Annotated in this window: 24 protein-coding genes; 16 read left to right on the top strand and 8 right to left on the bottom strand. The window is 64.2% G+C overall.

Annotated features, from left to right (window positions below):
- Positions 1-46 precede the first annotated feature (46 nt).
- Positions 47-1,600 (top strand): TadE/TadG family type IV pilus assembly protein, encoded by a 1,554-nt coding sequence (locus M2427_RS02980; protein WP_280704705.1) that lies wholly within the window; start codon positions 47-49, stop codon positions 1,598-1,600.
- Here the strand turns inward: M2427_RS02980 and M2427_RS02985 are convergent.
- Both M2427_RS02985 and M2427_RS02990 read right to left on the bottom strand, forming a co-directional pair.
- Positions 1,597-3,090: an NAD(P)/FAD-dependent oxidoreductase gene (locus M2427_RS02985; protein WP_280704627.1), complete on the bottom strand. Its 1,494-nt coding sequence runs from the start codon at positions 3,088-3,090 to the stop codon at positions 1,597-1,599. The genes M2427_RS02980 and M2427_RS02985 overlap by 4 nt on opposite strands.
- Before the next feature lie 106 nt (positions 3,091-3,196).
- Positions 3,197-3,646 carry a cupin domain-containing protein gene (locus tag M2427_RS02990; protein ID WP_194479904.1) on the bottom strand — a complete coding sequence of 150 codons (450 nt, stop codon included), beginning with the start codon at positions 3,644-3,646 and terminating at the stop codon, positions 3,197-3,199.
- 181 nt (positions 3,647-3,827) lie between these two features.
- On the opposite strand from M2427_RS02990, the gene M2427_RS02995 reads away from it, so the two are divergent.
- Complete coding sequence (locus M2427_RS02995) at positions 3,828-4,853, top strand: AraC family transcriptional regulator (protein WP_280704628.1); 1,026 nt, start codon at positions 3,828-3,830, stop codon at positions 4,851-4,853.
- A 16-nt stretch (positions 4,854-4,869) separates the two neighbouring features.
- On the opposite strand, the gene M2427_RS03000 is transcribed toward M2427_RS02995, so the two are convergent.
- Positions 4,870-6,732 (bottom strand): ATP-binding protein, encoded by a 1,863-nt coding sequence (locus M2427_RS03000; protein WP_280704629.1) that lies wholly within the window; start codon positions 6,730-6,732, stop codon positions 4,870-4,872.
- Positions 6,733-6,887: 155 nt separating this feature from the next.
- On the bottom strand, positions 6,888-7,520 hold the full coding sequence (locus M2427_RS03005) for an XRE family transcriptional regulator (protein ID WP_280704630.1): 633 nt from the start codon (positions 7,518-7,520) through the stop codon (positions 6,888-6,890).
- A 206-nt stretch (positions 7,521-7,726) separates the two neighbouring features.
- Here M2427_RS03005 and M2427_RS03010 point away from each other — a divergent pair, with 206 nt between their 5' ends.
- From M2427_RS03010 to M2427_RS03045, 8 genes are all read left to right on the top strand, one after another.
- On the top strand, positions 7,727-9,418 hold the full coding sequence (locus M2427_RS03010; protein WP_280704631.1) for a peptide ABC transporter substrate-binding protein: 1,692 nt from the start codon (positions 7,727-7,729) through the stop codon (positions 9,416-9,418).
- A gap of 27 nt (positions 9,419-9,445) precedes the next feature.
- Positions 9,446-10,396 (top strand): ABC transporter permease, encoded by a 951-nt coding sequence (locus M2427_RS03015; RefSeq protein WP_280704632.1) that lies wholly within the window; start codon positions 9,446-9,448, stop codon positions 10,394-10,396.
- Positions 10,397-10,400: 4 nt separating this feature from the next.
- Positions 10,401-11,276, top strand: a complete 876-nt coding sequence (locus M2427_RS03020) for an ABC transporter permease (RefSeq protein WP_280704633.1) — start codon at positions 10,401-10,403, stop codon at positions 11,274-11,276.
- A gap of 34 nt (positions 11,277-11,310) precedes the next feature.
- Positions 11,311-12,639, top strand: a complete 1,329-nt coding sequence (locus M2427_RS03025) for an FAD-binding oxidoreductase (protein WP_280704634.1) — start codon at positions 11,311-11,313, stop codon at positions 12,637-12,639.
- 7 nt (positions 12,640-12,646) lie between these two features.
- Positions 12,647-13,573 carry a glyoxylate/hydroxypyruvate reductase A gene (locus tag M2427_RS03030; RefSeq protein ID WP_280704635.1) on the top strand — a complete coding sequence of 309 codons (927 nt, stop codon included), beginning with the start codon at positions 12,647-12,649 and terminating at the stop codon, positions 13,571-13,573.
- Positions 13,573-15,441 carry an ABC transporter ATP-binding protein gene (locus tag M2427_RS03035; RefSeq protein ID WP_280704636.1) on the top strand — a complete coding sequence of 623 codons (1,869 nt, stop codon included), beginning with the start codon at positions 13,573-13,575 and terminating at the stop codon, positions 15,439-15,441. The genes M2427_RS03030 and M2427_RS03035 overlap by 1 nt, the downstream gene beginning before the upstream one ends.
- A gap of 116 nt (positions 15,442-15,557) precedes the next feature.
- Positions 15,558-16,136, top strand: a complete 579-nt coding sequence (locus M2427_RS03040) for an Ada metal-binding domain-containing protein (RefSeq protein WP_280704637.1) — start codon at positions 15,558-15,560, stop codon at positions 16,134-16,136.
- Positions 16,137-16,155: 19 nt separating this feature from the next.
- Positions 16,156-16,626 carry a PaaI family thioesterase gene (locus M2427_RS03045; RefSeq protein ID WP_280704638.1) on the top strand — a complete coding sequence of 157 codons (471 nt, stop codon included), beginning with the start codon at positions 16,156-16,158 and terminating at the stop codon, positions 16,624-16,626.
- A gap of 43 nt (positions 16,627-16,669) precedes the next feature.
- On the opposite strand, the gene phaZ is transcribed toward M2427_RS03045, so the two are convergent.
- A complete protein-coding gene (phaZ, locus tag M2427_RS03050) occupies positions 16,670-17,893 on the bottom strand; it encodes a polyhydroxyalkanoate depolymerase (RefSeq protein ID WP_280704639.1) in 1,224 nt (407 codons plus the stop codon).
- Positions 17,894-18,017: 124 nt separating this feature from the next.
- Here phaZ and M2427_RS03055 point away from each other — a divergent pair, with 124 nt between their 5' ends.
- Positions 18,018-18,674, top strand: coding sequence for a glutathione S-transferase family protein (locus M2427_RS03055; RefSeq protein ID WP_280704640.1), 657 nt, complete (start codon positions 18,018-18,020; stop codon positions 18,672-18,674).
- 282 nt (positions 18,675-18,956) lie between these two features.
- Here M2427_RS03055 and M2427_RS03060 read toward each other — a convergent pair whose 3' ends face one another.
- On the bottom strand, positions 18,957-19,181 hold the full coding sequence (locus M2427_RS03060) for a hypothetical protein (protein ID WP_280704641.1): 225 nt from the start codon (positions 19,179-19,181) through the stop codon (positions 18,957-18,959).
- 217 nt (positions 19,182-19,398) lie between these two features.
- On the opposite strand from M2427_RS03060, the gene M2427_RS03065 reads away from it, so the two are divergent.
- From M2427_RS03065 to M2427_RS03085, 5 genes are all read left to right on the top strand, one after another.
- Complete coding sequence (locus M2427_RS03065) at positions 19,399-19,716, top strand: hypothetical protein (RefSeq protein ID WP_280704706.1); 318 nt, start codon at positions 19,399-19,401, stop codon at positions 19,714-19,716.
- Between the two features lie 247 nt (positions 19,717-19,963).
- Positions 19,964-20,818 carry an AraC family transcriptional regulator gene (locus M2427_RS03070; RefSeq protein WP_280704642.1) on the top strand — a complete coding sequence of 285 codons (855 nt, stop codon included), beginning with the start codon at positions 19,964-19,966 and terminating at the stop codon, positions 20,816-20,818.
- A gap of 137 nt (positions 20,819-20,955) precedes the next feature.
- On the top strand, positions 20,956-21,882 hold the full coding sequence (locus tag M2427_RS03075) for an SMP-30/gluconolactonase/LRE family protein (protein WP_280704643.1): 927 nt from the start codon (positions 20,956-20,958) through the stop codon (positions 21,880-21,882).
- A gap of 166 nt (positions 21,883-22,048) precedes the next feature.
- A complete protein-coding gene (locus tag M2427_RS03080) occupies positions 22,049-22,642 on the top strand; it encodes a GNAT family protein (RefSeq protein WP_280704644.1) in 594 nt (197 codons plus the stop codon).
- Positions 22,643-22,657: 15 nt separating this feature from the next.
- Positions 22,658-24,304 (top strand): GMC family oxidoreductase N-terminal domain-containing protein, encoded by a 1,647-nt coding sequence (locus tag M2427_RS03085; RefSeq protein WP_280704645.1) that lies wholly within the window; start codon positions 22,658-22,660, stop codon positions 24,302-24,304.
- Positions 24,305-25,224: 920 nt separating this feature from the next.
- On the opposite strand, the gene M2427_RS03090 is transcribed toward M2427_RS03085, so the two are convergent.
- Both M2427_RS03090 and M2427_RS03095 read right to left on the bottom strand, forming a co-directional pair.
- Positions 25,225-26,067, bottom strand: coding sequence for a MoxR family ATPase (locus M2427_RS03090; RefSeq protein ID WP_028145612.1), 843 nt, complete (start codon positions 26,065-26,067; stop codon positions 25,225-25,227).
- 105 nt (positions 26,068-26,172) lie between these two features.
- Positions 26,173-26,418 (bottom strand): GlsB/YeaQ/YmgE family stress response membrane protein, encoded by a 246-nt coding sequence (locus tag M2427_RS03095; RefSeq protein ID WP_280704646.1) that lies wholly within the window; start codon positions 26,416-26,418, stop codon positions 26,173-26,175.
- Positions 26,419-26,504: the final 86 nt, after the last annotated feature.

The following is a 26,504-nucleotide window of genomic DNA, read 5'->3' on the forward strand; positions in this document are numbered from 1 at the left end:
GACATTTCTCTCAGCGCACCTTCGAGAAGGCTTGGCAATGCCAGATATGGGAATCGTCCATCGCATCGGCCGGCTCGTCTCGCGACTGAAACGCGACCCCAATGCCAATGTCGCCGTCTTGTTTGCGATCGCGCTGGTGCCGATCATCACGGGGACCGGGTGCGCCATCGACTACAGCATGGCAACGCGCATCAAGGCCAAGCTGCAGGGCGCGGCGGATTCGGCGAGCGTGGCCTCGATCTCGGTGAACTCGGCCGGTTACAACGCGGCGATGTCGATGACGTCGAACGGATCGGTTACAGCAGGCGTCACGGAAGCGAACAACATCTTCAGTGGAAACGCTTCGGGATTTGCCGGCAGCTACACCAATCTGACCAAGACGAGCACGGTGACCAAGACCGGAAACAAGCTTGCCTCGAACGTGCAGTTCAGCGCCGATGTTCCAGTCACCTTCATGCAGCTGCTGGGCTACAGGACGCTCACCGTGACGGGCAGTTCGTCCTCGTCCACGACACTGCCGCTGTATCTCGATTTCTATCTGACGCTGGATGTCTCGGGCTCGATGGGCCTGCCGTCAACCACCGCGGAAGCGCAGCGCATGCAGTCGATCAATCCCGACAACTACCGGCAATATCCGACCGGCTGCACGCTGGCCTGCCACTTCTCGCCGCAGAACAGCGCCTGCACGGACTCCGGCACGCAGGGCTACCCGACCAACAATTACTGCCTCGGCTATGCGATCTCGCGCGTCAGCCAGAGCGGCTACAAGGGTCTGCTCAGCCCGAAGGCCAGCAATCCCATGGGCGTCCAGCTGCCGTCCTCGATCGTCTCCGGGCTGCCGAATTCGCTCTACTCAAATCTCGCGACGGCGGCGAACTGTCCGACCGACGGGACCGATTCCTGCATTCAGCTGCGGCTGGACGCGGTCGGTTATGCGGTGAACCAGTTGTTCGTCACGGCGAACAACACCGCGAAGGTGGCGAACCAGTTCCGCATCGGCCTTTATCCTTTCATCCGCTATCTCTATTCGTATTTCCCGTTGACCAGCAGCATCAACGGCTCGACGACCAATCCGTCGACAATCAATTATGCCGCGGCCAATCTGGCGACGCTGCTCGATACCAACATGAACGCGAGCCTCGGTTCGGGCGGCACGCATATCGACACCGCGCTGTCGAGCGTGAACACGCTGATCACCACCGTGGGTGACGGCAGCGCCTGGAACAACACGCTGCCCTACGTTTTCCTCGTCACCGACGGTGCGCAGGATCCGCAGGTCAAGGGCGTTCCCAACGGTTCCTGGTCGGGCAGCAACCATGCCACGACGATTGATCCGGCCACGTCCTGCACGCCGCTGAAGAACCGCGGCATCATCGTGTCCGTGCTGTACATTCCCTATCAGCCGATCAACCCGGTCAACACGTCCTTCGCCGGCGATGAGGACGATTACGCCAACTGGAACATCCCGAACATTCCGGCGAGCCTGCAGAACTGCGCCTCGCCGGGCTTCTTCTACACCGCGAACACGCCGGCCGACATCACGGCGGCGTTGAACGCGATGTTCAATCATGCGGTCCAGGAGGCCCGCATCACCAACTAGCCCGCGGCCTGGTACTCCGGCGCTGACGCCAGGAATTTGGCATAGGCATCGGCGTCGGGCGGCAGGAAGTGTCCGGCGGGCCCGCCGCGCTTCCGGGTCTTTGCGCCGATGTCGGCCAGCAGCTCGTCGAAATGGCGGAAATGATAGGGCGCGACGCACAGGCCCCCATAAACGCCGGCGGCGGGCCGCTCCACGCGCTTGAAGTGCAGCATCATCTCGATGTTGTCGCGCATCTCTCGCTCCGTCGGCTGCCGCGCCAGTTGGCCGTCGGCATAGCGCACCAGCCAGTTCGCGGCGAGATCGGCGCAGAGCACGGTGCAGAATGACGAGTTGAAGCCGACGAAGCCAAGATCGGGCAGGTCGGGATTCGCGATCAGACGGTAGAGCCGGTACTGCCCGTCCGCATCGACAAGCTTTTGCTGATAGGCCTCGGGGAGGAAGGGCACGTCGAGCTTGTAGCCGATCGCGAGCACCGCGACGTCGGCGCCCACACGTTCGCCGCCGCTCATCACGATGCTGTCGCCCTCGTAGTGGTCGAAGCTGCCGAATACGGCCTTGATGCGGCCGTCGGCGACCATCGGGTAGAAGCCCGGCGTTGCGATCGGCACCGAGCAATTGACGCCGTCCTCGATCCGCTCCTTCGGCACCATCTTGCACGTTTTGAGCTTCAGCTGCGCCTTCAGCAGGCTCTCGAGCCCGCGCCAGTTGGCCCAGATCAGGGGCGCGGCGAGGCGATACGCGAGCCGCGACATCGTGCCGATGCCCCAGCCCGGAAACATCTCCTCCTGCGCGCGGATGTAGAGGATGCGCTTGAAGTTCACGAGCCCGCCGATGAAATAGGGAATGCGCCAGACCGGCTCGCGCATCACGATGGTGACCTCGCGCGCGCCTGACTTCACCGCGTTGACGGCGATGTCGGTCGCCGACTTCGATCCTCCGAGCACGACGACGCGGCGGCCTTTTGCCAGTGATGGATCGCCGTATTTCGACGAGTGCAGGATCTGCCCGCCCTGATCCAGGAAGCTGCCTTCGCCGCGGCAATGCAGCTCGCGCGGCTCGTTGAACTGCCCGGTGCATACGGCGACGAAATCGAAATCCTCGCTCGCGGTCGCGCCGTCCGTGCCTAATAGTGTGAGCGTCCAGCCCGGCCTGCCGTCGGCGCGCCGCGCCATGCCGGCAACCGCGGTGTTGAGACGCAGCATGCGGTCGAGGCCGAAGCTTTTCGCGTAGTCGGCGAGATAGGCGTGGACTTGCGGCCCGGTCGGCCATTCCGGATAGGTATCAGGCATGGCGCGGTCGGTGTAGCGGTAGAGATCCTTCGGGCTTTGCGTCTGCACCTCCGGATAGGAGCGCGCCGGCTCCCAGACGCCGCCGAGATCGGCGCTGCGCTCGACAATGGTGACGCGGTGACCGCGGGCGGAGAACGCCTTGGCGGTGGCGAGGCCGGAGACGCCGGCGCCGATCACGCAGACATGCTTGGGGCTGACCATGGGGTGGCTCGCTATCAATGTGTTTCGCGCGCAAGCGGTCTCGTTCAGCCGCAAGGCGCGGTCGGCCGAGCTGCAAGCAGATGAAATTGGACGAGGAGGCGGTCGCCTAGTCGTTGGCCTCGGGCGGCAGGAAATCGACCTCGTGCAGCGCCGAGATGCGTACGACTTCGGCAGGGTCGGTCAGATTGTGGAGCTGGTTGAACAGCGCCTCCAGCTTCTGCATCGGCGAGACCCAGAACAGCGCGCGGCACGGCTTGTCGGATTTGTTGAAATAGCCGTGCGGGATGCCGCGCGGCATGCGCACGAGATCACCGGCATGGGCCTTGACCCAGACGCCATCGAGCTTCAGGTCGAGCGTGCCTTCCTGCACCAGGATGAACTCGTCCTGGGTCGGATGGATATGCACCGGCACGAACTGGCCGGGATCGCTGTTGGTCTCGAACGCGAAGGTGGAGTCGGTGACGGCTTTGGGGAAGTAGACCTGCCCAAGGATGTTCCAGGTCTTGCCGCCGTAGCCTGTGCCGTTTGCAGTAATGCCCTTTTCGAGTGCAGTCATGGCTCGCCTCCTGTTGGATACCGGCGAGGATGGAGCTTCGGCCCGCGATGGTCGTCTGTCTATCCGCTAAACGAATCCGGCGCGCCTGTTGCCATGCAGCACGACGATTTTGCGACACGGCCCTTTCCGCATTCAGGGAACTATTATAGGCTTAAAGCAATTCCGCGAAGCGTGGTCGACGATGTCCGGAGCCGTGCAGGAAATGAGCGCAGGACCGCCAGCCGCCGAACGGCTTGCGGACTTCGCTCGCGTGACCACTGATGATGTCGACGAAGCGGCCGAGCAGATCGGCCGCATTTTTTGTCCGCACGATCTCAAGCCGGCAGAGGCCCGCGCGTCCGGATTTTCGGCCCGGCACAATTGCGCAGCTTTCGACGGCTTCTCCATCAACTACGTTGCCTATGGCGGGACTGTCAGCATCGATCCCGGCTGCCTCGACCGGTTCTTCCTGGTGCAGATCCCGCTCACGGGCTCCGCCCATATTTGTGCGGGGGCAGGCAGATTCGATGCTGCGCCTGCCAGGACCGCATCGCTGCTGTCGCCGACCATCCCGACGCAGATGATGTGGCGCGACTGCGCGCAAGCGATATTGCTGCTCGACCGTCGCATGGTCGAGCAGCGCGCCGCGGCGCTGTCGGGCAGGGCGGCCGGCGCGGTCGAGTTCGATCCCGTGATCGACCTGAACGCGCCGTCGGGCCGCCACCTGCAAGCCAGTCTTGCCGAGCTGATGCTGCTCGCCGAGCGTCTCGGGCCGTCAGGCCGGATGTCGCCGGTCGTGACGGCCGGCTGGCGCGAGGTGTTGCTCGATCATCTGCTCAATGGCCAGCGGCACGGCCTGTCGGATGCGATCAGGACGTTCTCGGGGCAGGCCGAACGTCTGCCGCGCGCACTTCGCGCTGCGCGAGACTATCTTGCGGACAATGCCGGTGAGCCGCTCGACCTTTCGCGGCTCGCCTGCGCGTCCGGCATCGGTATCCGCGCGCTTCAGCTCGGTTTCCGCCGGCACTTCGGCGTGTCGATCTCGGAGATGCTGCTCGATATGCGCCTTGCCGGTCTCCACGCCCGACTCGCGCAGGCCGCGTCCGGCGTCTCGATCACCGACATCGCCTTCGATCTCGGCTTCACCCATCTCGGCCGCATGGCTGGAGCTTATCGCGAGAAATTCGGCGAGACGCCGTCGGCGACTCTGCGGCGGCGGATGAGCTGAGGGCGCCGAAAAAAGCTCATCGACGCGATCGGGGCGTGTCGTCGTCGGACGATTGCTTGCGCAAGAAGCCTTCGAGCTCGGCCTGCACCGAATAGGGCGTCGGGATCGCATCGCCCGCGGCATCGACGGCGGTGTCGAGCGAGCGGCGCAGCATGCGTGCAAGCTCGGCCTTGCGGTAGGGCTTCGCCAGCAGTGGCGCGCCCATGGTGGCACCTCCCGGCGCGTGCTGGGGGTCGTTCGCATAGCCCGAGGTGAACAGGACCCGGAGCGAGGGGCGTGCAGCCACCATCCGGTCGGCGAGCTCGCGGCCATTGATGCCGCCGGGCATCACGATATCGGTGAACAGCAGGTCGAAGGGCGTGCCGTTCGCCGCGATCGCGAGCGCCTCGGTCGCGTTGGCGGCCGGTACGACCTTGTACCCGAGACTCATCAGCTGCACCGTGACGTATTGGCGGACGTCGCGGTCGTCCTCGACGCAGAGAATCGTCTCCGTCCCGCCGACGATCTTGCGCGAATCGTAGCCGGTGGGACGAAGCGTGCTGCTCTCGGCCTTCGGCAGATAGATCGTGAAGGTCGTGCCGCGGCCCTCTTCCGATTTCACCTTGATGCCGCCACCCGACTGCTTGACGAAGCCGAACACCATGCTGAGCCCGAGGCCGGTGCCCTTGCCGACCTCCTTGGTCGAGAAGAACGGATCGAAGATGCGTTCGACATGCGCCTGCGGAATGCCGGTGCCGGTGTCGGAGATTTCGATCTCGACATAGTCGCCGGCATAGCCGGCGCCCACCGCGACGGCTTCGCGGACGCCGAACACGACGTTGCGCGTCGCCAGGGTCAAGCGGCCGCCCTCCGGCATCGCGTCGCGGGCGTTGATCGCAAGATTGAGCAGCGCCGAGCTCAATTGTCCGCGGTCGGCGAAGGCCAGCCAGATGTTGCCGTCGAGCTTCCTCACGATCTCGATCTTCTTGTCGAAGGTCGCGAGCAGCAGCTTAGCAAGCTCTTCGAGCAAGTCGTTGACGTCGATGTCGGCTGGTTGCAGCGCCTGCTTGCGCGCAAAAGAGAGCAGGCTCGAGGTCAGTGCGGCGCCGCGATCGGCGGCCTCGCTGATCAGCTTGGTGATGGTGGCAAGCCGCGGATTGTCCTTGACGGCATCGGCGAGAATCTCGATCGTGCCGGTGATCACCGTGAGCATGTTGTTGAATTCGTGCGCGATGCCGCCCGTGAGCTGGCCGATCGCCTCCATCTTCTGGGACTGGATCAGCTGCTCCTCGGCTGCGCGCTTCTGCGTCACGTCCTTGACGAAAACATTGATGATGGTCTGGCCGCCGAGGCGGAGCGCGGTGCTCGACGCCTCGATCAGGATCCCGTCGCCGTTGCGGTGAACGAGGTTCGCCTCGAAACGGATGCCGATCGGCGTGTCGGACAATTCCGGCAGCAGCCGCATCATGCGCTGCCTGAAGCCTGATCGCAGCGGCTCGGCGACGAGCAGCTCGACGACATCGGCGCCGAGCGCTTCCGGCCGCGACCAGCCGGTCAGGGCCTCGGCCTGCGGGCTCCATTCCAGCACGATGCCGCTTTCGTCGGTCTGAATGAAGGCGTCGAGCGCGGTCTTGATGACGGCTTGCGTCATCTGCACACTGTCGATGCGGGCCTGCTCCCGCTCGGCCAGTTGTGCGGCGATACGCTTCTCCTGCGAGGTGGCGATGCTGTGCGCGCAGATGCGCGCGAGCAGTATCGCAACGGCGCCGCTCGCGAGCAGGGCGACAATCTGGGCAGCGCCGAAGCTGGTGCCGGCCACGGCATGGGAGACGAGGAGAGCCGATGCGGTCACGACGGCTTGCGCGGCCATCGCTGATGTCAGAAGCCCCCTGAGTTTCATGGTCTCACACCAACGACGTCAGCCGCGGCCCCCAAGGGGCCCCAGCGCCCCCTTCACAAGTCCGCCCGCAAACAATGTCCGGCTCCGTGTGAGCTACAGACTCCCTGCGGCGGCGTCGAGGGCAATTTCCGGCGGTATCGGGCCGAGGGCGTGCGTCAGCCGACCGGCGGATCGGTCTGGCGCAGCGTCGTGACCCAGATCACGCGCGCGGCCTGCTGGGTCGGATTGTCGAACATGTGCGGCACGATGCTGGGAAACCGAAAGCTGTCGCCGGCTTCCAGGACGTGGGCCTGGTTGTCGAGCCACAGCCGCAGGCTGCCGGAGAGGATGTAGCCGGCCTTCTCGCCGGTGTGCTGCAGGAAGTCGGTGCCGGAAGAGGCACCGGGATTGAGCGTGAGCTCATAGAGCTCCATCTGGCCCTTGCCTTCCGGCGTCAGCGCCTCCTTGACGACGCCGCTGGCAGTCAGGCGCAGTAGCCGCCTGTTGTTCTTGCGCACGATGTAGCGCTGCACATCGGTGGGATCGCTGGTCTCGAAGAAGTAGGAGATCGGCACCTCGAGCGCGATAGAAAGCAGGCGCAGCGTGCGAATCGACGGCATCGCGCGCGCGCGTTCGAGCTGGCTGATCATGCCGTTGGAGAGGCCGGTCTTGTTGGCGACGTCCTGGATCGAGAGGCCAGCGCGCTGGCGCAGCAGCCGCACGGTCTCGCCGAGGCGCGCATCGACCGCATCACCGGCCTCGACCGCCGGTGCGTCCTTCGGACCGTTTGTGTCGCCGCGACCATCCATGTCGCTCTCCCCAAGCATTCCCTCACCGCCGGAATGGCCGGCGGTGGTGTGAAAAGGTCACGCATCCTAGCAAGGCGATTGACAGCTGTATTTAGTCATGATGAACTTTTGATCGAAAAATTTAGAAGCACTAAAGCCCACTCCTGTCCCTTGCCGGGGTCTTGGGGGCGCGGGAGAGGTGCCGCGTGCGGGAACGGAGACTGGTCATGGCAGACAGCACCGGCAAGTTCGGCGTTGGCGGACTGCATCATTTCGGCATTCCAAATCGCCGACAATTCTTCCAGCTCGGCGCCGGCGCCGCAGCGGGATGGACGCTTTCGGGCAACGCCTTCGCGCAGACCGAACGCCCAAGCAATCCGCCGGACAAGCCGCGCGGGCAGGTGATCGCGGCGCTGTCGCAGGAGCCGACCGTCTTTCATCCCTTGATGCCCGGCATCGAGGTCGATCAGGGCGTCTGGTGGCAGGTGTTCTCGCCGCTCTGGTTCATCGATCCCGACGGCAAGTTCGTTCCCGACCTCGCGCGCGAAGTGCCGACCGTCGAGAATGGCGGCCTCTCGGCCGACGGCCTGACCTGGAAGATCAAGCTGCGCAAGGACGTGAAGTGGCACGACGGCACGGCCTTCACGGCAGATGACGTCAAGTTCTCGCTCGATCTGATCAACAATCCGGACTTCCGCGTCCGCAACCGTGTCGGCCACAGTCTGGTCAAGGACATCACGATCGTCGCGCCCGACGAGATCCACTGGCGAATGGAAGCCCCGTATTCGCCTTACATGTCGATCCTGTCGCTCACCTTCATGGTGCCGAAGCACATCCTCGAAAAGGTGTCCGACCCCAATTCCTCGCCGTTCCACAACGCGCCTGTCGGCACCGGGCCGTTCCGCTGGGGCGAGCGCGTGCCCGGCGACCACATCCTGTTCAATGCCTATGCCGGCTATCACGGTAAGGGACCTTACGTCGAACGCGTGGTGTTCAAGTACATTCCTGATCTCACCGTTCTCTACACGCAATTCCGAACCGGCCAGGTCGACTACACCGGCCTGCAGGGCATTTTGCCTAACTTCGTGCAGGAGGCGAAGACGCTGAAGGCGCGCAAGATCTTCGTCTCGTCGACGTCGTCAGTGGAGCACATCGCACCCAATCTGGAGTTCGGTCCCTTCGCGGATCGTACGGTGCGCGAGGCGCTCTATCTTGCCATCAACAAGCAGGCGATCATCGATGCGCTGAACTACGGCCTGCCGACGCAGACCGAAAGCTTCGTGCCGCAGGAGGCATGGTCGTTCCAGAAGGGCCTGCCGCAACACAAATACGATCCGACCAAGGCGAACGCGCTGCTCGATGCAGCCGGCTGGGTGCGCGGCAGCAGCGGCGTCCGCGAGAAGGGCGGCGTGAAGCTGGAATTCACCAATTCGACGACCTCAGGCAATGCCGTGCGCGAGCAGACCCAGCAGCTGCTGATCCAGGACTGGCGCGCGATCGGCGCCACCATGCGCGTCAACAACATGCCGGCCGCCGTGATCTGGGGCGATTTCTGGCAGCTATCGAAGTTCAACTCGGTGATCGTCGGCGTAAACTTCATGCTGGGCAGCGATCCCGACGTCACGCCGCGGTTCGGATCCGGCGCGATTCAGGCCAAGGGCGGCCGCGGCTACAACACCTATCAGTATCAGAGCGCAGAGGCCGATCGGCTGCTCGCGCAAGGCGCCAGGCAATTCGATCTCGCGCAACGCAAGACGACTTATGGCGATTTGCAGAAGCTGATCCGCAACGACCTCGCGATCCTGCCGCTGTTCCAGGGTTTCATTGCCGAGGGCGTGAAGGAGGGGCTGCAAGGCTTCCGCCCCAACATCAACACCTCGACCAATTGCTGGAACATCCGCGAATGGTACTGGGCCTGATGCCTCAGGCTGGCTGGATCGCCTGAGATGGCCCGTTACGTCCTCAATCGCCTGGCGCAGGCGGTCATGCTGCTGGTGATCGTTTCCGCGATCGGCTTCGCCATCTTGCATCTGGCGCCGGGCGGCCCGCTCTCGCAATTCGCGGTCTCCTCGCAAATGACGCATGAGGATCTCGACCGTGTCGCCAGACAGCTCGGGCTCGATCGTCCGCTGCCGATCCAGTATCTCGACTGGTTCGGCCGGATGCTGAAGGGCGATTGGGGCAAGTCTTATCGCGACGGCGAGGCGGTGCTGTCGGTGATCTCGTCGCATCTCGGCGCGACGCTGGAACTGATGGTCACCGCGACCATCATCGCGGTGCTGCTCGGCTGCTGGATCGGCATCTCGGGTGCGCTCCGGCGCTATTCGCTGTTCGACTCGCTCGCCACCGTCGGGGCGATGATCGCGCTGTCGATTCCGACCTTCTGGTTCGGCCTCGTCACCATCTATGTGTTCTCGGTGACGCTCGGCTGGCTGCCGGCGGGCAACCGCGAGACCGTCGGCGACGGTTCCTTTCTCGATCTGCTGCATCATCTGATTGCGCCGGCGATCGTGCTGGGGCTGGTCGAGACCGCGATGTGGGGCCGCTTCATGCGCTCCTCCATGCTCGAGGTGATCAACCAGGATTACATTCGCACCGCGCGCGCCAAGGGCATGCCGGAATGGCGCATCCTCACGGTGCACGCGTTGCGCAATGCGCTGCTGCCGATGATCACGGTGGCCGGCCTGCAGTTTCCGACCCTGCTCGGCGGCGCGCTGGTGGCCGAGACGGTGTTCACCTGGCCCGGCATGGGCCGGCTGTTTCTCGATTCCATCGGCTATCGCGACTATCCCGTGGTGATGGGCATCCTGATGTTCTCGGCGATCATGGTGCTGATCGGCTCGCTGATTGCGGACATCCTTTATGCCGTCGTCGATCCGCGCATCCGGGTGGGCTGAAGCGATGGCGACCGCAGTCTTGTCCACCGCTCAACCCACCCCTAGCCAGGGCGCCTGGCAACGCTTCTGCCGGCACCGGCTCGCGCTTGCCGGCGCCGTCATCATCCTGGTTCTCGTGCTGGGCTCGGCGTTCGGTCCTTATCTTCTGCCATTCGACGACACCTATATCGACATCATGAAGCGGTTCGCGCCGCCGCTCTCAGGCGCGCACATCCTCGGCACCGACGAGCTCGGCCGCGACGTGCTGGCGCGGCTGATGATGGGCGCGCGGGTCTCGCTCTCGATCGGCTTCATCGCGATGGTGATCGCGATGGTGGTCGGCATCGTCGTCGGCGCCTTCGCCGGCTTCTACGGCGGCGTGGTCGGCGCGGTCCTGATGCGGCTGGTCGATGCCGTGCTGTGCTTTCCGACCATCTTCCTGCTGCTGGCGCTGGCGGCGCTTACCGAGCCCGGCTTCGTGACCACGACCGTGCTGATCGCGACGACCGCCTGGATGTGGGTGGCGCGCGTCGTCGAGGCCCAGGTGCGCTCGCTGCGGGAGCGCGAGTTTGCGGTGGCCGCGCTCGCCTTCGGCTCGTCGAACCTGCGGATCATGTTCCGCGAGCTGGTGCCCAATGCCGTTGCGCCGATCATGGTGGCGGCGACACTCAACGTCGCCAAGGCGATCCTGCTGGAATCCTATCTCAGCTATCTCGGCTACGGCATCCAGCCGCCGGCCGCGAGCCTCGGCAACATGCTCAACAACGCGCAGATCTATCTCACCAGCGCGCCGTGGCTTGCGATCGCGCCGGGCCTCGTCATCACGCTGGCCGTGACCAGCTTCAATTTCCTCGGCGATGGCCTGCGTGACGCGCTCGACCCGCGCATGAACATCCCATGACGAAACGACCCGAACTGTTTCCCAGGAGTGTCCCATGTCCCCGCCGCTTACCCGTATAAACAGCGACGAACGCCTGCCGGCGCAGGCGGATGTCGTCGTCATTGGCGGCGGTGTCATCGGCGTCTCCGCGGCCTATCATCTGGCCAAGAAAGGCCTCTCGGTTGCGCTGGTCGAGAAGGGCCATGTCGGCGGCGAGCAGTCGAGCCGCAATTGGGGCTGGTGCCGCCAGCAGGGCCGCGCGCGCGAGGAGATTCCGCTCGCCCGTGAGGCGCTGCGTCTGTGGGAGGATATGCAGAACGACGCCGGCGTCGATGCCGGCTTTCGGCGCACCGGCGTGCTGTTCCTGACCAAGAGCAAGGACGAACTCGCGAGCTGGGAGCGCTGGGCGGCGGTTGCGCGCGAGATGCAGGTGCATTCGACCGTGCTGACCCCGGCCGAAGTCGCGGAACGCGTGCCTGGCAATACCGACAATTGGGTCGGCGGCCTGCACACGCCGAGCGACGGACGCGCCGAGCCCTCGATGGCCGTGCCGGCGCTGGCTATCGCTGCGCGAAAGCACGGCGTCACCATCCATCAGGGCTGCGCGGCGCGCGGGCTGGAGACGACAGGCGGCCGCGTCAGTGCCGTCGTCACCGAGAAGGGCACCATCAGAACGCAAGCCGTGCTGCTGTCGGGCGGCGCATGGTCGTCGCTGTTTTGCCGCCGCCACGGCATTGAGCTGCCGATCGGTCTCGTCAACGCCACGGCGTGCCGCACCACGCCGGCGCCGGAGATTACCTCCGGCGCGCTCGGCACCGATTTCTATTGCATCCGTCGCCGCCTCGACGGCGGTTTCACGCTGGCGCTGCGCAACCGTGGCACCGTCGAGCTGTCGCCCGATCTGTTCCGCTACGCGCGCACCTTCTGGCCGACCTATCTGCATCGCCGCAACGGCCTGAAGATGTCGTTCGGCAAGTCGTTCTTTGATCAGATCATGCGCGGCACCAGCTGGAGCTTCGACAAGCCGTCACCGTTCGAGACCGAGCGCGTGCGTGATCCGGCGCCCGACATGTCGCTCGTCAATGCCGCGCTCGCCTCGCTAATCAAGGCGAATCCGGAACTGAAGGACATCGAGATCGCGGAAGCCTGGGGCGGCACCATCGACTGCACGCCGGATACGATTCCCGTGATCTCGCCGGTCGATGCGCTGCCGGGCTTCTTCCTCGCGACCGGATTCTCCGGCCACGGTTTTGGCATCGGCCCAGCGGCTGGCAAGCTCGCCGCCGACATCGTGACCAATGCGACGCCGCTGGTCGATCCCGAGCCCTACAGCCACAAGCGCATGATCGACGGCCGGCGGCTCGCGCCGGTCAGCCCGTTCTGAGGGCGGCATGAGCGTTCTCTACAAGGCCAACATGGTGCGCGGTGCGGAATGGGCACGCTTCTTCGCGGAGCGCGCGCCGCAGCTGCCGTTCCGGCTGTGGCCTGATATCGGTAATCCTTCCGACGTTCGCTATCTCGTGGCGTGGGTGCCGCCCGACGATATCGCGACGACGTTTCCCAATCTTGAGCTAGTCTTTTCGGTCGGCGCCGGCGTCGACCAATTCGATGCGACGAAAGTCCCACTGCACATCCCGCTGGTGCGGATGCTGGAGCCCGGCATCGCCGAGACCATGGTGGAGTACGTCACCATGGCCGTGCTCGGCCTGCATCGCGATCTCCTGCACTTCATCGCCCAGCAAAAGGAGCAGGTCTGGCGCGAGATCCGGATCACGCCGGCGAAGCGTCGGCGCGTCGGCGTGATGGGGCTCGGCCAGCTCGGCCAGGCGGTGCTCGAACGTCTCAAGACGTTCGGCTTTCCGCTGTCAGGCTGGAATCGCTCGGCCCGCGAGATCGAAGGCGTGAGCTGCTACGCGGGTGCTGACACGTTGCCAGAATTTCTGGCGCAGGCCGATATTCTCGTCTGCCTGCTCCCACTGACCGAGGAGACCCGCGGCATCCTCAACGCTGACCTGTTCGCGCGCCTGCCGCGCGGGGCGGGGCTCGTCAATGCCGGGCGTGGTCCGCATCTCGTCGAGGCTGATTTTCTGGCCGCGCTCGACAGCGGCGCGCTGTCCGGTGCAGTGCTCGATGTCGCCGATCCCGAGCCGCTGCCGGCGGGCCATCCGTTCTGGAGCCATCCGCGCATCCTGCTGACGCCGCACAATGCGAGCATGACCAGCCCGGACACAGCCGTCGATTTCGTGCTCGACGTCATCGCGCGTCACGGGCGAGGCGAGGAGTTGCCGGGGCTCGTTGACCGTCGTCGGGGGTACTGATGAGCGCTGGCGCAACCAGACCTGACCAAGTCGTTGCCGAAGCGCAGGCGCCGGTTCTGTCGATCTCAGACCTCACCACGTCCTTCCTGCGCGAGCGGGACTGGTTCCCGGTCGTCCGCAACGTCTCGTTCGACATCGCGCCACGCGAAACCGTCGCGATCGTCGGCGAGTCCGGTTCGGGCAAGAGCGTCACCGCGCTCTCGATCATGCGGCTCATTCCGAGAGAGAGTAGCCGTAGCGAAGGCCGGATCATGCTCTCCGGCCGCGATCTGCTGACGCTCCCTGAAACGAGCATGAAAGACATTCGCGGCAATGACGTCGCGATGATCTTCCAGGAGCCGATGACGAGCCTCAATCCGGTGCTCACCATCGGCTTCCAGATCGCGGAAGCGCTGATCCAGCATCGCGGTCTGTCGCGTGCGGCGGCGGAGGCCGAGACCATCCGCCTGCTCGACCGCGTCCGCATTCCTGCGGCGAAGTCGCGCTTCCACGAGCATCCGCATCGCTTCTCCGGCGGCATGCGCCAGCGCGTGATGATCGCGATGGCGCTGGCGTGCAAGCCAAAACTCCTGATCGCGGACGAGCCGACCACGGCGCTCGACGTCACCATCCAGGCCCAGATCCTGGAACTGCTGAAGGAGCTTCAGCAGGAGGAGGGGATGTCGATCCTCTTCATCACCCACGACATGGGCGTTGTCGCCGAGATCGCCGACCGCACTGTGGTGATGTATGGCGGGCAGGCTGTGGAGACGGACGCGACGTCGCGCATCTTCGCCGCGCCCTCGCATCCCTACACGCGGGCGCTGCTGTCTGCTGTGCCGCGGCTCGGCTCGATGGAGGGACGTCCGCGGCCGATGCGATTTCCTGTTGTCGACAAGGTCACGGGCACCTCGGACGAACCCGCGGAGACGCCGGATACGGTTTCGACCGCCGAGCGTCCGTTGCTGGAAGTATCAAACCTCACCACGCGTTTCCCGATCCGCTCGGGCCTGTTCGGCAAGGTTTCCGGCCGCGTCCATGCGGTCGAAAACATCTCCTTCACCTTGCGCGCCGGCGAGACGCTGGCGCTGGTCGGCGAATCCGGCTGCGGCAAGTCCACCACCGGCCGCTCGATCCTCAAGCTGACTGAACCGGATGCCGGCACCGTCCTGATCGACGGGCATGACGTGCTCGCCATGACCGGTCGCACCTTGCGCGACTTCCGCAAGCACATGCAGATCGTGTTTCAGGATCCGTTCGCGAGCCTCAATCCGCGCATGTCGGTGGGCACGGCGATCGCAGCCCCGCTGCTCGCCAATGGCCTCGCCACGGCGTCGCAGGCGCGCGACAAGGTCGCCGATCTCCTGGTGCGCGTCGGTCTTTCCGCCGACATGGCCTCGCGATTCCCGCACGAATTCTCCGGCGGCCAGCGCCAGCGCATCTGCATCGCGCGTGCGCTCGCGCTTGGGCCGAAACTGATCGTCGCGGACGAGGCCGTCTCGGCGCTCGACGTCTCGGTCAAGGCGCAGGTCGTCAATCTGATGCTCGACCTTCAGGCCAGCATGGGGCTCGCCTATCTCTTCATTTCTCACGACATCGCCGTGGTCGAGCGCATGAGCCACCGCGTCGCCGTGATGTATCTCGGCGAGATCGTCGAGATCGGCCCGCGCGCGGCATTGTTCGGCAACCCGCAGCATCCCTATACGAAGAAGCTGATGGCCGCCGTTCCGGTCCCAGATCCCGCACGGCGCGGCAGCAAGCGCGAGATCGCCAACGACGAGATCAGAAGCCCGGTGCGCGCGCCTGATTATCAGCCGCCGATCCGGCAGTATCGCGAGGTCTCGCCCGGCCACGTCGTGCAGGTCTGGGGCGAGGAGTGGTCGGCCTGAAAGGCTTTGGCGGAGCGCCTTGATTTGCCTGAGTGATCGTCAGGTGAAGTGTCGTTTTCGGACGCGATCTTCGCGTTCAATTCGCCTTGCGAGACCGCAGTCGCTATAGTCGTGCCATGCTCGACTTCGCCGCTCAATACGAGGCCTTCAGACGCCGCGATCCGGCCTGGGACGGAGTAGTTTTCGTCGCAGTCAAGACAACGGGCGTATATTGTCGTCCGGTATGTCGGGTGCGAACGCCGTTGGCGCGCAACGTCACATTCCATCGAAGCGCAGCAGCAGCAGAGCGGGCCGGCTTCAGACCTTGTCTTAGATGCCGCCCGGAAACGGCTCCCTTTTGCCCTGCCTGGAAGGGGACCAAGACGACCGTTGAGCGCGCGCTATCCCTTATCGAGGGTGGAGCGCTTGATCGAGGTAATGTCGTCCAACTTGCGCAGCGTCTTGGGATCGGATCGCGTCACCTGTCGCGCCTGTTTGCCGAGTATCTCGACGCGTCGCCCTTGCAGGTCGCACTCTCGCTTCGGGTGCGGCGCGCAAAGCGTCTTCTCGATGGCACCGATCTTCCGATACGGCTCGTAGCCGAGCGCGCAGGGTTTCCAAACGCAAGGCGGCTGAACGCAGCGTTCACGCGACTTTATGGACTACCGCCGTTGGCCATCCGAAGGCGGTCGTCATCGAAGACTCGGTCCGACTGAACGAAGTAGGAAGAACGCGATGGTCAATAAAACTTATGGAACAGTGAGCGCAGAACGGCAAAAGCAGTTGAGCGGACTGGAATTCGTCCGCGGGCTTGCGGCCGGTACGCTCCCTCTGAACAAAATTGCGCAGACGTTGGGTTACGACGTCGCCGAGGCAGAAAGCGGCCGTGTTGTCGTCACGCTGATCCCGACCGACGCGCACCTCAATCCGGCGGGCACCGTGCATGGCGGGTTGACGGCGACATTGCTGGATAGCTGCATGGGGCTGGCCGTTCAGTCAATGCTCGACAAGGGCATCGGCCAGACGACGCTTGAGTTCAAGATTTCGCTCGTGCGACCGATTACCCCCGAAACCGGTCGAATAAGGGCTGAAGGCAAGGTCCTGAACTGCGGTCGCCGTATCGGCACTGCTGAAGGGCGGGTCGTCGACGGCAATGGACGACTGCTGGCGCATGGTACAACGACGTGCCTCATCTTTCCAAGCTGAAGCGCCCGTCATCACGTGCTGGCAGAGGTGACCGGCCGCCGTCTCAAGAATTCACGTGCACGAAGTCCCGCAGCAGCGGGTAGATCTCGTTATTCCAGCGTTTTCCCGAGAACACGCCGTAATGGCCGACGCCGGCCTGCATGTGGTGGACGCGGCGATAGGCGCGCACGCCGGTGCAGAGATCCTGCGCGGCGAGCGTCTGGCCGATCGAGCAGATGTCGTCCTTCTCGCCCTCGACCGTCATCAGCCCCATGCGGCTGACGGCCTTGGTGTCCACGGGGCGGCCGCGATGCATCAGCTTGCCCTGCGGCAGCAAATGCTCCTGGAACACGTCGCGCACGGTCTCGATGTAGAACTCGGCCGGCAGATCCATCACCGCGAAATATTCGTCGTAGAAGGTCTTGATGGTCGCCGCCTTCTCCTTCTCGCCCTTGGCGATGTGGTTGGCGAGATCCATGTGCTGCTTGATGTGCCGCTCGAGATTCATCGAGACGAAGGCGGTGAGCTGCACGAAGCCCGGATAGACTTTCCGGAGCGCGCCGCGGCACTGCACCGGCACGTAGTTGATCAGGTTCTGCTCGAACCACTCGATCGGCTTGCTCTTGGCGAAGTCGTTGACCTTGGTCGGCTGGATCCGCGTGTCGATCGGCCCCGCCATCAGCGTCAGCGTCGCCGGCCGCGAGGGATGGTTGCCCTCGCACATGATCGCGGCGGCCGCGAGCGCCGAGACCGACGGCTGGCAGATCGCCACCATATGCGGGCGCGGGCCGAGCTGTCCGAGGAAGTCGATCAGATGCTCGGTGTAATCGTCGAGCCCGAACCGGCCCTCGCTGCGCGGAATGTCGCGCGGATTGTGCCAGTCGGTGATGTAGACATCGTGGTCCTGCAGCAGGGTCTTCACGGTGCCGCGCAACAGCGTGGCAAAATGGCCGGACATCGGCGCCACCAGCAGCATGCGCGGCTGCTCGCTGACGCCTTCTTTCTTGAAGTGCAGCAGCGACCCGAACGGCGTCGCATAGGCGATCTCCTCGGTGACGCTGATCTCGCGATTGCCCACCGTCACGCTGTCGATGCCGTAGGCCGGCCGGTCATAGGTGAGGGTGGAGCGCGAGATCAGCTCCAGCGCTGCCGAGAGCCGGCCGACCACCTGGTCCGACATCCCCTGCGGGACCAGATTGAGGAATTTGAGTGCGGACGAGGCCCCCGCCCGAAGCGGTGCCGTCAAATCCATCTGGTTCTGAAAAGCCTGATAATACATCGACATCATACTGAAGCGCCCGCCTGTCCCATGGTGCCATGCAATATCGAAGCCAGAGCGGAGTCAAATCGCCCCTGGAATTGGCACGTCGCTTGCTGCTTGTTCTGGCCGGAAAAGCGAGGGAAGGGGCCATATGGCGAAGGCGACACTGACCATCAGCAGCAAGAACTACTCGTCCTGGTCGCTGCGTGGCTGGCTGCTGACGAAGTTTTCCGGGCTCGATTTCGAGGAGATCGTCACGGCGCCGGACGATGCGTCGGCGCGCGCCGAAATCCTGCTGCTGTCGTCCTCGATCCTGGTGCCCTGCCTGCGGCATGACGGCGCCACGGTCTGGGATACGCTGGCGATTGCCGAATATCTCAACGAGGTGATGCCGCACGCCGGGCTATTGCCTGATGATCGCGTGCAACGCGCGCATTGCCGCTCGATTTGCGGCGAAATCCATTCCGGCTTCACCACACTGCGCGCCTCGCTGCCGGTCAATCTGAAGGGGCACTTCCCGGGCTTCAAGGTCTGGTCGCGCGCGCAGGCCGACATCGATCGGGTCTGGTTCATCTGGCGCGACTGCCTGGAGAAGTCGGGCGGGCCGTTCCTGTTCGGCCAGCAGCGCACCATGGCGGATGCGATGTATGCCCCGGTCGTGACGCGCTTCGTCACCTATGACGTCAAGCTCGAGCCGGGGCTGAAGGCCTATGCCGACACCATCATGGCCATGCCCGAAATGAGGGAATGGATCGCGGCGGCGAAGGAAGAGCCGGCCGAGATCGAGGAGCTCGAGGTCGAATATTAGGCAGGCGCCGCGCAGCCCTGCCTGTTTCCGAAGCGAACGCGCCCAGCTTCGTCGCTGGCCTCTATGTCTTTGCTAATATTAACCTTTGATACCGGTATTCGGTGGCGGCCAGTTCGCGCGCTGCGTAGATATTGTGCGCGCTGGCGCAGCGATGTCGACATCTAGCCGTGAACAGTTGCGTACGGGGCTACCAGGCCGATTCGGACGTGATTCGTTCGGGCCGCGTTCCGTTCGTTAAGCTGGAAGCGCGGCCCCGTTACATTTTGAGACAGACGAAGGTCGTCAGGCCGCCCCGGAATGCTTCACGCGCGGCACACGCCAGCCGATGACGGTGGCTTCGACCGCAATGCCGGCTTCGTGGTTCTGCCAGCGGCCCTCGACATAGCGGCAGGCGAACGGCAGTTGATACGTTCCGCTGTGGTCCTCGCACAGCACTTCGACCGGCAGGCCAGGCGGCGGTTCTCCGGCGCCATCGAATTCCGCCAGACGTCTATCGCGCGTTGCCATTCCAAAAAACTCCCCTAATCAAAGCCGCGGAAAGAGCGCCCACTTCTTCCGCGCGCGGTTCACTGCTCCCCGTCCAAAGGGAACAAGCCAAGCTCAACGCGAGAATGCGGTGCGAGTGTGGTAGCCTTTGGCGGCTGCGCGCAATCGGCGCACATTGCCGTGATTGATTTGATGAGGAACCTGAATGCCGCGCCGGATCGTTGCTGTTTGTTTCGTCATGTTACTGTTTGTCGCGCACACGCCGGCGCGCGCGCAGGACGTGCCCGGCATCGAGATCTGCACGGTCGAGAAGACCTGGGAGCGGCGCACCAGCTGCCTGCAGAGCAATGTCGACTTTCTCCAGAAGACCATCACCAAGCTCAATCTCGACCACCAGCAGAAGATCGATGCTGCCATCAGGCAGATCGATACGCTGAAGGTGACGCTCGCAGGTCTGCAGAAGACCATCGGTGACCTTCAGGCGGCGCAGGCGAAGACGGCGGATGATCTGAAGAAGAAGCAAGATGCGCCGCCGCCAAAGGACGCGGCGAAATGAATGGTCTCCGTGTCCCGGACGCGGTGCAGCCTAGGCGATGCGTAGCATCGTCCTGGTAACGCTGCTCCGCAGAGCCGGGACCCATGGCCACGCATTACCGTGGTGAGATGGGCCCCGGCTTAGCAGCGCACCACGCCGCGAAGGGCGGCGCGTTGCACTGCATCCGGGGCACGAGAGCAATCCCGATCAAGCGAAGTAGCGTTGGTCCGCGCATCATCGCCACGCTTCGAACGAGAGCCTTGAACCCATGAACCCGGCCCAGCGCGCACTCTGGTACATCGAAAGCCATCTGGCCGAGCCGATGACGCTCGACGAGATTGCTGCGATCGGCGGCGTGTCGCGGTTTCACATGGTGCGTGCGTTTGCCGCAGCCACCGGCTTCCCGGTGATGCGCTATTTGCGCGCACGACGGCTGAGTGAGGCGGCGCGCAGCCTTGCCCGGGGCGCGCCGGACATTCTATCGCTGGCGCTGGAGGCGGATTACGGCTCGCATGAAGCATTCACCCGCGCGTTCCGCGACCAGTTCGGCACCACGCCCGAAGCGGTGAGAGCGGCAACGTGTGTCAATCAGCTCAAGCTTCAGGAGCCGATCCTCATGGAGTCCACCATGCTCGACAATCTCAAAGCCCCGCGTTTCGAAACCGCAAAAGCCTTTCTCGTCGCTGGCATCGCCGAGCGCATCACCTGCGACAACAGCGCCATCATTCCCGGGATGTGGGCCCGCTTGCACCAGGAGGTCGTTGAAATCCCCGCGCGCGTCGAAGGCAAGAATCAAGAGAAAATTCAGATCGCTTACGGCGTCTGCTGCAACGGCGACGATTCCGGCAATTTCGACTACATCGCCGGAGTCGAAGTTACCGATTTCTCCGATCTCGCGCGTCGCTTCGGCCGCATCCGCATCCCCGAGCAGCGCTACGCGGTGTTCACCCACTCCGACCACGTCGCCTCGATCAGGCGCACTGTCACCACGATCTGGAATCAATGGCTACCCGCCTCCGGCTACAAGGCTGCGGATGCCCCGAACTTCGAGCGCTATGACGAGAAATTCGATCCCATGACTGGCAATGGCGGCTTCGAAATCTGGGTGCCGGTGAAGGAGTAGCGCTGCAACGCTGGCATACCATCCCGCTTGCTTGGCAAGGGGGACCTGTTTTGTCATAACCGCTGGCAAATCTTGCCAGCGGGGCCCGCGCCGGACGTCCCGAGCAAGCCATAACAAGCAGCCGGGAGGGTCCCCAAATGCCTGACGTCCGCGTTCTCGCCACCGACCTCGAATTTCCGGAAGGGCCGGTCGTGATGCCGGATGGCTCGGTGCTGCTGGTGGAGATCCGCGGCCGGCGCCTCACCCGCGTTTATCATGACGGCCGCAAGGAGATCGTCGCGAAGGTGCCGGGCGGCCCGAATGGTGCAGCGCTCGGCCCCGACGGAAAAATCTACATCTGCAACAATGGCGGCTTCTCCTGGATCCCGACCGGCAAGATGATCATGCCGGGGCCGCAGCCCGAGGATTATCTCGGCGGCTCGATCCAGCGCGTCGATCTGCAAACCGGCAAGGTCGAGACCGTTGTGACCAAATGCGGCGAGCACGAGCTGCGCGGACCGAATGATCTCGTCTTCGACAAGCACGGCGGCCTGTGGTTCTCAGACCTCGGCAAGCGCCGCGCCCGCGAGATGGATGTCGGCGGCATGTACTATCTTAAGCCCGGCATGAAAGAGATCGTCGAGGTCGTGCACGGCGTGCTGCCGGCGAACGGCATCGGTCTGTCGCCGGACGAAAACACCGTCTACATCGCGGAGACGCCGACGGCCCGGCTCTGGGCCTATGAACTCTCCGCGCCCGGCACGCTGAAGCCGCGCGAGGTGATCTATCGCGGCGAGCGGGGCAAGCCGATCTGCGGCCTCGGCGGCTACCAGATGTTCGACTCGCTCGCGGTGGAAGCGAACGGCAATGTCTGCGTCGCGACCCTGGTTTCGGGGTGCATCTCGGTGATCGCGCCTGACGGCACCCTGGTCGAGCAGATCCCGACCGGTGACCGCGCCACCACCAACATCGCCTTCGGTGGCCCCGAGCTCAAGACCGCCTACATCACGCTGTCAGGCAGGGGCGAGCTCGTCGCCATGGACTGGCCGCGCGGCGGTTTGCCGTTGAACTTTCTGAATAAGTGAATGTAGAAGATGTGCCTATACATTCCGCCGTCATTCCGGGATGCGTGCGCAAGCACGCAGGCCCGGAATCCATTGGGCCGCAGAGTTTGTGGTTGAATGGATTCCGGGTTCGCCGCTTCGCGTCGCCCCGGAATGACGACCAGTCGTTTTTCTTGGAGACAACCCAATGCCCTGGCCTGATCCCATCACCCTGCGTGGACAGCACGCCCGTCTCGAGCCGCTGTCGAAAGAGCATCATGATGGCTTGGTCGAGGCCGTCAAGGACGGCGAGCTCTACACGATCTGGTACACGCTGATTCCGACGCCGGAAAACGTGACCAAGGAGATCGACCGCCGCCTCGGCCTGCAGGCCGCGGGCTCGATGCTGCCGTTCACCGTGTTCGACGCCGCTGGCAAGATCGTCGGCCAGACCACCTACATGAATATCGATGCCACCAACCGCCGCGTCGAGATCGGCTCGACCTGGTATGCGAAGAGCGCGCAGCGCGGCCCGCTCAACACGCAGTGCAAGCTGCTGTTGCTGACCCACGCCTTCGAAACGCTGAACTGCATCGCGGTGGAATTCCGCACGCATTTCTTCAATCACCAGAGCCGCCGCGCCATCGAGCGCCTCGGCGCCAAGCAGGACGGCATCTTGCGCAGCCACCAGGTCGCGCCGAACGGCACGCTGCGCGACACCGTCGTGTACAGCATCACCGCGGCGGAATGGCCGACGGTGAAGGCGCATCTCGAATATCAACTCAACGAAAAGCCGCGCTGAGGCGGCCGGGGCACCATGGACAGATTTGACTACGTGATCATCGGCGCGGGCTCGGCCGGTTGCATCCTCACCTCCAGGCTCAGCGAAGATCCTGATGTGAGCGTCTGCGTGCTCGAAGCGGGTCCGAACGACTGGCATCCCTACATCCATCTGCCGGCTGGTTTCATCAAGACCTTCCACATGAAGAGCATCAACTGGGCCTACCAGCAGGAGGTTGGGCCCTACACCGGCGGGCGCAGCATCTACGCGCCGCGCGGCAAGACGCTCGGCGGCTCGTCCTCGATCAACGGCCACATCTACAACCGTGGCCAGCGGATGGATTTCGACACCTGGGCGCAGATGGGCAATCGCGGCTGGGGCTATGCCGACGTGCTGCCCTACTTCAAGCGGCTGGAGAAGCGGGTCGGCGAGGGTGACAACACCTTTCGCGGACGCGACGGCAATCTCACTGTCACCACCATGGACTGGCGCGATCCGCTCTGCGAGGCCTTCATGGAAGGCGCGGTCTCGCTCGGCATTCCCCGCAACCCCGATTACAACGGTGCCAAGCAGGAAGGCGTCTCCTACTGCCAGCGCACCATCAACAACGGCTTGCGCGTCTCCGGCTCGACGGCATTCCTCAAGCCCGCGATGAAGCGGCCGAACGTGCATGTCCATACGCACGCGCACGCCACCGAGATCATCTTCGAGGGCAAGCGCGCCGTCGGCGTGCGCTACACCAAGGGCGGCCGCGGCGGCACGCCGGTGGAGGTGCGCGCCAACAAGGAGGTCATCCTTTCCGGCGGCACCTATAATTCGCCGCAGCTCTTGCAACTCTCCGGCATCGGCTCGCCCGATCTGCTCAACGCCCACGGCATCCAGGTGCGCCACGCGCTGCCGGTCGGCGAAGGCCTGCAGGATCACTACGCGCCGCGCACGGTGGCGCGCGTCAAGGACATCAAGACCATCAACGAGCTTCGTCGTGGCTTCTCGCTCTGGATCGAAGCGCTGAAATGGGCGACGGCGCGCAAGGGCCTGCTCTCGCTGTCGCCGACCATGGTCTATTGCTTCTGGCACTCCGGCGAGAGCGCCGATAGTTCCGACTTGCAGCTCACCTTCACGCCGGCAAGCTACAAGGAAGGCGTGCAGGGCCAGCTCGAGGACGAGCCCGGCATGACCGTCGCCTCCTGGCAGCAGCGCCCCGAGAGCCGCGGCTATGTCCGCATCCGCTCCTCCGATCCGTTCGCGCCGCCGATCATCCAGACCAATTATCTCGACGCCGAACTCGATCGCCGCGTCATCGTCGGCGGCATGAAGCTCGCGCGGCGGCTCTTGAAGAGTGCGCCACTCTCGCCCTATTACGCCTACGAGGATTTCCCCGGCCCCAACATCAACACCGACGACGAATTCCTGCACGCGGCAACGGAACGGGGCACCACCACCTTCCACCCCGGCTGCACCTGCCGCATGGGTCCGGCGGATTCGACATGGGCCGTGGTCGACGACCAGCTCCGCGTCCACGGCCTCGAAGGCCTCCGCGTCATCGACGCCTCCGTGATGCCGCGCATGATCTCGGCGAACTTGAATGCGTCCACGATGATGATCGCCGACCGCGCCTCGGACCTGATCCGCGGCAAGGCCCCGATGGAAGCCGCGCGGATTCCGGACGCCGCGGTGGCATAGGACTCTCTCGTGCCCCGGACGCAGCGCAGCGCCCTTGCGGTGCGCTGCAGAGCCGGGGCCCATTTCACCACGATCTCCGCAAGGCTGCTGGGTCCCGGCTCTGCGCAGCAGCGTTGCACGCTGCAGCGCGTCCGGGACACGAGAGAGTGCCGGGCCTTGGTCCCGTCGGGCAAAACACCCGCCATCCTGTCAAGCCCTCCGCGCAAAAATATTCCACTTTACCGAAATTCGGAATTGCGGCATAAGTCGAAACAGCCCGGCCTGACGATGAGGGGCGGTTCGCGAGTCGTTCGAAACGCGGGCCGGGTTGCGGTGGACGCGGCAGCGTCGGCACGGACGGTGAAGGGCAGGGCGGATTGCTCTCCGTGAGCCCAGATCTCCGTGTGGACGGACGGCGCTGAACGCGTACGGCAAAACCGTGTGGTCCCGGCCGTCGTCGCTACGGTCAAGTCCTGATGAATGTGGCAGTCGTGTCAACCGGCGCGCTGTCGGCGACTTTCGCAGGGCGAGGGAGGCCAGAGGGAACTCGGCTCCCGGGAGAGTACGGCATAAGCCGTCCAACCACTGCGCAGGGAAGGCCGTGTGTTCGGCTTCACCTGTATGCCGCTGTGCAATTTCCATTGCGCTACACGCGCACAGCGGACCGTGGGTGCGAGGTCAGCACCCGGCCTTCCCTGCGCCCTCTGTTTGGAGGGGGCGAGAGATGAAGCAAACCTCGGGCGAGATGCGCCGCGAGGATGCGAAGGTGTGTCTGTGATTAGACACTCAGTGTCATCGCCCGGCTTGACCGGGCGATCCAGTATTCCAGAGGCGCACGTGATTGGGCCGAGAAGCTGCAGTGTACTGGATGCCCCGGTCAAGCCGGGGCATGACACCGGTGGTGGGGATGCAGCGAGGCGCTATCGCTAGCGAGCTCGCGCTCACACTTCCCTTCGGCTCAAGAACGCCAGCCGCTCGAACAGATGCACGTCCTGCTCGTTCTTGAGCAGCGCGCCGTGCAGCGGCGGGATCAGTTTGCGCGGATCGCGTTCGCGCAGCTGCTCGACGCTCATGTCCTCGTTGAGCAGAAGCTTGAGCCAATCCAGAAGCTCCGAGGTCGACGGCTTCTTCTTCAGCCCGGGCACCTCGCGCACTTCGAAGAAGATGCGCAGCGCTTCTTCCACCAGGCGCTTCTTGATGCCGGGAAAGTGGACGTCGACGATGCGGCCCATCGTGTCGGCGTCGGGGAACTTGATGTAGTGGAAGAAGCAGCGGCGCAGGAAGGCGTCCGGCAGCTCCTTCTCGTTGTTGGAGGTGATCATCATGATCGGGCGCTGCTTGGCCTTGATCGTCTCGCCGGTCTCGTAGACGTGGAATTCCATGCGATCGAGCTCGAGCAGGAGGTCGTTCGGGAATTCGATGTCGGCCTTGTCGATCTCGTCGATCAGCAGCACCGGGCGCTGCTCGGCGGTGAAGGCGTCCCACAGCTTGCCGCGCTTGATGTAGTTCTTGATGTCGGAGACCCGGCTGTCGCCGAGCTGGCTGTCACGCAGGCGCGACACCGCATCGTATTCGTAGAGGCCCTGCTGCGCCTTGGTGGTGGACTTGATGTGCCACGTCAGCAGCGGCGCGTTCAGCGCCTTCGCAACTTCCTCCGCCAGCACCGTCTTGCCGGTGCCGGGCTCGCCCTTGATGAGGAGCGGGCGCTCCAGCACGATCGACGCATTGACGGCGACCTTGAGATCGTCGGTCGCAACATAGTCCTTGGTGCCGGTAAATTTCATTGCGCGTCCTTGTTGGTCGTCGTCCCAGGCATTGCCGATTTCATTGCTCTGGTCGCGACATGGGAACGGCCGCGCATGGCGGCCGTTCCTGGTTCGGTCAGGCTTTCAGACCCGTTTTATCAGCGAAAGGATGACGAGCACAATCACTGCGCCAACGGTGGCATCGATGATGGCACCCAGCGTGCCCGTGGCGAGCTCGATATGCAGCTGGGGTAGCACCCAGCCTGCGACCAGCGCGCCGATGATGCCGACCACGATGTTGCCGATCAGCCCAAATCCCGCCCCGTGGACAATCTTGCCGGCCAGCCAGCCGGCGATCGCGCCAATGATGAGCGCTGCGAGAATACCCATTGCATCAATCCCCAAAACGACCCTGTGAGGCCATCAATTCTAGAGCAAATGGGCTCCGGGTCCAGCGTCCGGCGCGGCCCTCCGCC

Origin of the sequence: Bradyrhizobium sp. BR13661, assembly GCF_029892425.1 — a bacterium.
Taxonomy (GTDB): Bacteria; Pseudomonadota; Alphaproteobacteria; order Rhizobiales; family Xanthobacteraceae; genus Bradyrhizobium.

Excerpts from the sequence above, each read along its gene's own strand:
- M2427_RS03020 (WP_280704633.1), top strand. The coding sequence starts at position 10,401 with ATGGCGACCGCAGTCTTGTCCACCGCTCAACCCACCCCTAGCCAGGGC.
- M2427_RS03000 (WP_280704629.1), bottom strand. The coding sequence starts at position 6,732 with ATGAAACTCAGGGGGCTTCTGACATCAGCGATGGCCGCGCAAGCCGTC.
- M2427_RS02985 (WP_280704627.1), bottom strand. The coding sequence starts at position 3,090 with ATGGTCAGCCCCAAGCATGTCTGCGTGATCGGCGCCGGCGTCTCCGGC.
- M2427_RS02995 (WP_280704628.1), top strand. The coding sequence starts at position 3,828 with ATGTCCGGAGCCGTGCAGGAAATGAGCGCAGGACCGCCAGCCGCCGAA.
- M2427_RS03015 (WP_280704632.1), top strand. The coding sequence starts at position 9,446 with ATGGCCCGTTACGTCCTCAATCGCCTGGCGCAGGCGGTCATGCTGCTG.
- M2427_RS03025 (WP_280704634.1), top strand. The coding sequence starts at position 11,311 with ATGTCCCCGCCGCTTACCCGTATAAACAGCGACGAACGCCTGCCGGCG.
- M2427_RS03085 (WP_280704645.1), top strand. The coding sequence starts at position 22,658 with ATGGACAGATTTGACTACGTGATCATCGGCGCGGGCTCGGCCGGTTGC.
- M2427_RS03040 (WP_280704637.1), top strand. The coding sequence starts at position 15,558 with ATGCTCGACTTCGCCGCTCAATACGAGGCCTTCAGACGCCGCGATCCG.
- M2427_RS03035 (WP_280704636.1), top strand. The coding sequence starts at position 13,573 with ATGAGCGCTGGCGCAACCAGACCTGACCAAGTCGTTGCCGAAGCGCAG.
- M2427_RS03060 (WP_280704641.1), bottom strand. The coding sequence starts at position 19,181 with ATGGCAACGCGCGATAGACGTCTGGCGGAATTCGATGGCGCCGGAGAA.
- M2427_RS03010 (WP_280704631.1), top strand. The coding sequence starts at position 7,727 with ATGGCAGACAGCACCGGCAAGTTCGGCGTTGGCGGACTGCATCATTTC.
- phaZ (WP_280704639.1), bottom strand. The coding sequence starts at position 17,893 with ATGATGTCGATGTATTATCAGGCTTTTCAGAACCAGATGGATTTGACG.
- M2427_RS03095 (WP_280704646.1), bottom strand. The coding sequence starts at position 26,418 with ATGGGTATTCTCGCAGCGCTCATCATTGGCGCGATCGCCGGCTGGCTG.
- M2427_RS02990 (WP_194479904.1), bottom strand. The coding sequence starts at position 3,646 with ATGACTGCACTCGAAAAGGGCATTACTGCAAACGGCACAGGCTACGGC.
- M2427_RS02980 (WP_280704705.1), top strand. The coding sequence starts at position 47 with ATGGGAATCGTCCATCGCATCGGCCGGCTCGTCTCGCGACTGAAACGC.
- M2427_RS03005 (WP_280704630.1), bottom strand. The coding sequence starts at position 7,520 with ATGGATGGTCGCGGCGACACAAACGGTCCGAAGGACGCACCGGCGGTC.
- M2427_RS03055 (WP_280704640.1), top strand. The coding sequence starts at position 18,018 with ATGGCGAAGGCGACACTGACCATCAGCAGCAAGAACTACTCGTCCTGG.
- M2427_RS03075 (WP_280704643.1), top strand. The coding sequence starts at position 20,956 with ATGCCTGACGTCCGCGTTCTCGCCACCGACCTCGAATTTCCGGAAGGG.
- M2427_RS03070 (WP_280704642.1), top strand. The coding sequence starts at position 19,964 with ATGAACCCGGCCCAGCGCGCACTCTGGTACATCGAAAGCCATCTGGCC.
- M2427_RS03090 (WP_028145612.1), bottom strand. The coding sequence starts at position 26,067 with ATGAAATTTACCGGCACCAAGGACTATGTTGCGACCGACGATCTCAAG.
- M2427_RS03065 (WP_280704706.1), top strand. The coding sequence starts at position 19,399 with ATGTTACTGTTTGTCGCGCACACGCCGGCGCGCGCGCAGGACGTGCCC.
- M2427_RS03030 (WP_280704635.1), top strand. The coding sequence starts at position 12,647 with ATGAGCGTTCTCTACAAGGCCAACATGGTGCGCGGTGCGGAATGGGCA.
- M2427_RS03080 (WP_280704644.1), top strand. The coding sequence starts at position 22,049 with ATGCCCTGGCCTGATCCCATCACCCTGCGTGGACAGCACGCCCGTCTC.
- M2427_RS03045 (WP_280704638.1), top strand. The coding sequence starts at position 16,156 with ATGGTCAATAAAACTTATGGAACAGTGAGCGCAGAACGGCAAAAGCAG.